This window comes from Kitasatospora sp. NPDC058965, assembly GCF_042741245.1.
Classification (GTDB): domain Bacteria; phylum Actinomycetota; class Actinomycetes; order Streptomycetales; family Streptomycetaceae; genus Kitasatospora.
This window is the reverse complement of record NZ_JBHYKG010000491.1, coordinates 1-4252: the sequence shown is the minus strand read 5'-3', so window position 1 is coordinate 4252 and position 4252 is coordinate 1. Positions and strand designations below refer to the sequence as shown.

At 76.9% G+C, this 4252-nt stretch carries 2 protein-coding genes and 1 pseudogene; all 3 read right to left on the bottom strand.

Annotated elements, in window-relative coordinates; genetic code table 11:
• Positions 1-623, bottom strand: a pseudogene (locus ACFW1A_RS39120) (hypothetical protein); the annotation flags it as partial.
• A gap of 282 nt (positions 624-905) precedes the next feature.
• Positions 906-1031: a SapB/AmfS family lanthipeptide gene (locus ACFW1A_RS39115; protein ID WP_380418218.1), complete on the bottom strand. Its 126-nt coding sequence runs from the start codon at positions 1029-1031 to the stop codon at positions 906-908.
• A gap of 127 nt (positions 1032-1158) precedes the next feature.
• Positions 1159-3738, bottom strand: a complete 2580-nt coding sequence (lanKC, locus tag ACFW1A_RS39110; protein ID WP_380418216.1) for a class III lanthionine synthetase LanKC — start codon at positions 3736-3738, stop codon at positions 1159-1161.
• Positions 3739-4252: the final 514 nt, after the last annotated feature.

Here is a 4252-nt window from a genome sequence, read left to right as displayed (position 1 = left end):
GCCGTGTACACCACGGCGGGCGCCGCGAGGGCGGCCTGCGGGGCGCTCGCGGTCAGCCGGGCCGCGACCTCGCCGACCGGGAGCCGGCCGGCGGCCAGCGGGCTGCCGGCCAGCACCCGGTGGACGGCGCTCCCGCGCAGCCGCGCGGCGGCGTCGGCGCAGATCCGGGGCCCGGCGTACTGGCCGAGGGCGTCGGCGCCGGCCAGCAGGGCGAGCACGGCCGCCAGCGGCACGGCCGCCTGGCTGCCGCGGCCGCCCAGCGCGCCGTCGACGGCCCGGGCCAGGACGGCGGGCAGCGCCAGCGTCGCGCCGGTACCGGCGGCCACCGCGACGGCCAGCACCGCGGACCAGCCCCGGGCCAGGCCGAGCACTTGGCGCAGCCCGCCGGCGGCCGGCGGCCCCGCCGCGGCCGGTGGCGCGGTGTCCTGCCCGGCGGTGCCCGGTGCTCCGGCGCGATCCGGCTTCACCGCCGCACCGTCCTGTTCGGGCGTGCCGTCCGGTTCCGCCGTGCGGGCCCGGGCCGCGGTGCTGCCCGGTTCCGGTGCGGCCGCGTGCTCCACCCCGCCGTCCTGCTCGGCCGGGTCCGGTCGGGGGGCGGTGGACGCGGCGGGATCGATCGGCATGGCGACCTCCGGTCGGGTGGGCCTGGGCCCGCTCTTTCGGGTCCTGTCGGACCGGCGCGGCGCCGGCCGGGTGGGTGGCCCGGCTGCGCGCCCGGCGGGGCGGGCGGGCCGCTCGTCCTCGTGCCGGCTCGGAGGCGGCTGAACCGCTCTCCCTCCAGGCCGGGCGGGCGGCTCGACGGGTCGGGAACGCACTGCGGGCCCCGATCGAGGGACCAGGGCCCGCAGGCGGCTACCGCGAGCGGCGGCCGTGGCACCGGCGCACGGCCGGCCGCTCGCACTCGGTCAGACGCAGAGGAGGGTGCTGACCGTGCTGTTGGTGCAGTTGACGGCGCTCAGCGAGCTGAGGACCGAGCGGTACTCGATGGTCTCGTCGGTGGTCTCCAGGGCCTGCAGGCTCAGGATCGACATGGTGCACTCCCATTCGGGTTGTGGTGTTGTGCCTCCGGCGGGTGCCGGAACTCGTGGGCGGCGTCGTGCGCCGCGAGGGGTGCCCGCCGGCGCCGCGGGGGCGCCCGGCGTGCGGGTCGGCGGAAGGTCAGGAGCAGTCCGCGGCCGGCGTGTCCCGGTCCGTCGCGTCCGGCCCGGGTGCGCCGGGCCAGAACGGCATCGGCGGGGTCCCGTCGAACACGGTGCCGAGGGCGGCCAGCACGCCGGCGGTGCCGGTGGCGAGGTCCATCGACAGCCGCAGCAACTGCTCCCCGGGGAAGGCCGGGTGGCCCTGGTGGGGGATGGCGTGCCAGGCCAGCCGCCGGACGTGGCGCCGGATCACCTCCGGCCGTTCGGGCTCCTCCCCCGCCGGGCCGGCGAGCAGGGCGAGCAGCCCGGCCCGGCCGTTGAAGAGGCCCGACTGGACGATGAACTCCGGTTCGGCGGCGGCGCGGATCAGCTCCAGCTGCCGGGACTGCTCCGGGTCGGGGCGGTGCCGCAGGTAGGGGTCGAGGACCGCGGCGATGCCCGCGCTGCCGGACTCCAGGTAGGGCAGCACCCGGCTGCCGTCGTCGACCTGCAGGGTGCCGTCCTCGGCCAGCACGCAGCGCGTCAGGTCGCGGTCGAGCGCGCGTCCGGCGAGGTCGAGCAGCGCGTCGTCGCCGGTGTCCTCGTACAGCCGCAGCAGGAGCAGCGCCAGGCCGGTGGCGCCGTGCATCAGGCCCACCCGGGCCCCGGCGGTCCCGGCCCCGGGCGGGCCCGGCCGGTCCAGGCCGAGCAGGTCCGCGGCGCGGCCGGCGGCCGTCAGCGCGGACTCGCGCAGGGCCCGGTCCCCGGTGACACCGGCGAAGTGGTGCAGCGTCAGGCCGACGCCGGCCAGACCGCCGGCCAGGTCGGGGCCGAGTGCCTGCTGGTCGTCCTTGGCCAGCCGGTCCAGCAGGTCGAGCGCGTCGGCGGGCCGGCCCAGCAGGTCCAGCACGTAGGCCACGCCGTGCGCGCCGAGGAACAGGCCGGACCGGCAGGGTTCCCGGTGCACCGCCGCGACCAGCCACCGGACGTGGTCGGGGTCGACCGCGGCGCCGGCCGTGTGCAGCGCCCACAGCACGCCGGCCGCGCCGTAGGACAGCCCCAGCCCGTCGTGGGTGAACTGGCCCGGGTCGCCGGGGAAGAGCCGGTCGTCCCGCTCCGGCGTCGCGCTGGCGGTGACGGCCGCGCAGAGCCCGTCCCGCAGCCGGGGCCAGTCGGCCCGGTCGCCGGTCAGCAGGTCCTCGAAGCCGGGCACCGCCGGCGCGCCGGCGGCGGCCGGCGGGTCCGGCAGCACGTCGGGGGCGAGCGCGAACCGTTCCCGGGCGGCGCGGACCAGCCGCTGCCCGTGGCCGGGGCCGAGCACGGTCAGCGGCATCAGCGGCAGGAACAGCCACAGCCGCAGCGCGGCCAGGGCGTGCTCGTCCACCGCGAAGCCGGTCAGCTCCGCCGGTGCCGCGAACCCGGCGGCGCCCAGCGCCGGCCGGAGGAACTCGTCGACGGGCGAGGCGAGTTCGAAGTCGACGAAGGCGATCCGGCCGTCCGGGCGGACGATCAGGTTGCGCGGGTGCAGGTCGCCGAAGACGATGCCGCGCCGGTGGATCTCGGCCAGGCCGCGCGCCACGCCGTCCAGCACCCGCAGTGCCGCGGTGCGGTACTCCTCAATCGCCTCCTGCTCCGGATTCGGGTGCACCAGAGGGTAGTTGAGACCGAACCAGCGGTGCAGCGGCTCGCCCTCGACGTACTCCTGGACCAGGAAGTGGTGCTCCCAGGCGGTCAGGTAGCCGAGCGCCACGGGGACGGCGTCGATGCCCGCGAGCCGCTGCAGCACCTCGTGCTCGCGACCGAGCCGGGTGACGGCGTCCTCGCCGCGCTGGTCCAGTCCGGCGTACGGCCGGGCCTCCTTGAGCACCACCTCGGGGCCGCCGTCGGCGGGCCGGGCCAGGTAGATGCCGCCGCCGTTGGAGAAGTGCAGCGCCCGCTCGACCGCGTACGGGAAGGCGTCCGTGCTGGCCTGCCCGGCGTCGGCCAGCGCCCGGGCGAGCACGGCGGGCACCGGCGCCCAGTCGGGGACTTCGAAGACGGCGCGCCGCACGTCCGGGCGCAGCGCACCCGAGGGTTCGCGGAAGGCGAGGACCAGCTCCCCCGTCTCGGTCCGGCAGAGCTGCTCGACGAAGCCGCCGTACCGCAGGTAGAGCGGCCCGTTGCGCCAGCGCAGGTCACTGAGGATGTACGGCCCGGACTCGCCGGCCAGCGCCGCGTCGAGGTCGACCAGACATCGTTCCAGCGCCTCGTCGCCGACCGGGTAGAGGGTCATGAACTTCCCGCTGGACCCGCGCGAGGCGTACTTCGCGTTCTGCGTCTGGACCAGCGTGATGCTGCGCAGGAACTTGAACGGGACCCGGTGGGCGAAGCAGTACGCCCGCACCGTGTCGAGGATCCGCGCGGCGTTCTCCAGCCCGGCCGAGACGTGGATCTTCCAGCCCTGCTCGGGCAGCGCGAGGTCCTCCGGCTGGTAGCCCACCCAGACCTCGCGGGTGTTGCACGCCCAGCCGGGCGGGGCGGGCTCACTCGCGGCGGGGAACTCCTCCAGGGCGGCCCAACGCACCGGGGAGTCGTAGAAGAGCGGGTCGGCATAGGAGTACGCCTCGTAGCGCATGTCCATCGGGTTTCCTCCAGGGGGCGTCGAGCAGCGGGCCGCACGCCGCTGCACGGCGTACGGCACCACTGGACCGGAGAGGCCTGGGAGAGAGAGGGGGGGTCGCACACAGAGGGGCCCAGGGTGGCGGGCCCGGCGGCAGCTGAGTGCCGCGTTGAGAGTCTGGGGCCGTCGCGCGGCTGTCCGCCAGTGGCGTTTGACGGATTGGCCGAATATCCCGTCGGCATGTGCCCGTGGCGCCCGGGGGCCGGTGCGACCAGGACCGCTCTCGGGGAGTGAGCGGGTGGACACCGATCGTATCCGGAGCACCGGGGCCCAGTGGGCGGCGGCGCAGGTCGGGCGGTGGGCGGGGTTCCGCTTGGCCGGCCGCTCCACCCACGCTAGCTGACGCGCGCTGCGGCCTGTCGGCAACTCGCCCGCAGTGCGCGGAATTTCCCCCACCGGTGGCCGGATCCGGCCCGGCGCTCCGGGCGGCGCACACTGCCATGCACACGGCGCCCCGTCCCGCACCGGGGGGCAC